Below are 652 nucleotides of genomic sequence, written 5' to 3'. Positions count from 1 at the left end.
GAGCGCGGGGTCGCGACCGCGGCCGCCGAGCGTGCACAGGCTGTGGACTACGGTCTGCGGATCGTCGCGCAGGAGCAGGTCGGGCTCGCCTACGCGGGCTGGGACCGGCTGTTGACCCGAGTGGCGCTGCCCGCCTGGCGGATGGGCCGCTGGCCCTCCCGGCTGGACGTGGGCGTGGTCGCCGCGCTCACGGAGCTGTCCCGGCGCGACCGCCTGGCCGAGGGCTTCGCCTCCCGCCTGGGCGAGCGTCCGGCCTGCGACCTGCTGGAGGAGCCAGGGGTGATGGACGAGGCGGTCTCCCTCCTCGCCGCGCGCCTCTTCCACGGCGGGCCGGCCGAGACCGGCCCGGACTGGGCGCCGGTGGCCTGGGACGAGTATCCCGAGGAAGTCGTCGACCGGACCTGGCGCACGGACGCGGCCCGCCTCCACCGCGTCCTGGACACCCTGGGCGTCCGCCGCACCGCGGACGACGCGACACCGGGCACGGACGGCCCGACCCTGGCCCGCGTCCTGGACCACCTCACGACAACCCCCGCCCCCGCCTCCGACGGCCCCTCCACGCCGCGGAACACGACAGCCGCGACCGACACGGGGACGGCACCCGGCCCCGGAGCGGCGGCCGGGCCCGGCACCGACGCCGACCCCGGAGCGG

Annotated in this window: 1 pseudogene; it reads left to right on the top strand. The window is 78.1% G+C overall.

Going from position 1 to position 652, the window contains the following annotated elements:
• A pseudogene (locus EBH09_RS38970) lies at window positions 1-652 on the top strand (hypothetical protein); the annotation flags it as partial.

The organism is Streptomyces sp. E2N166, assembly GCF_003671715.1.
Taxonomy (GTDB): Bacteria; Actinomycetota; Actinomycetes; order Streptomycetales; family Streptomycetaceae; genus Streptomyces; species Streptomyces thinghirensis.
This window is presented reverse-complemented; position numbering and strand designations above follow the sequence as displayed.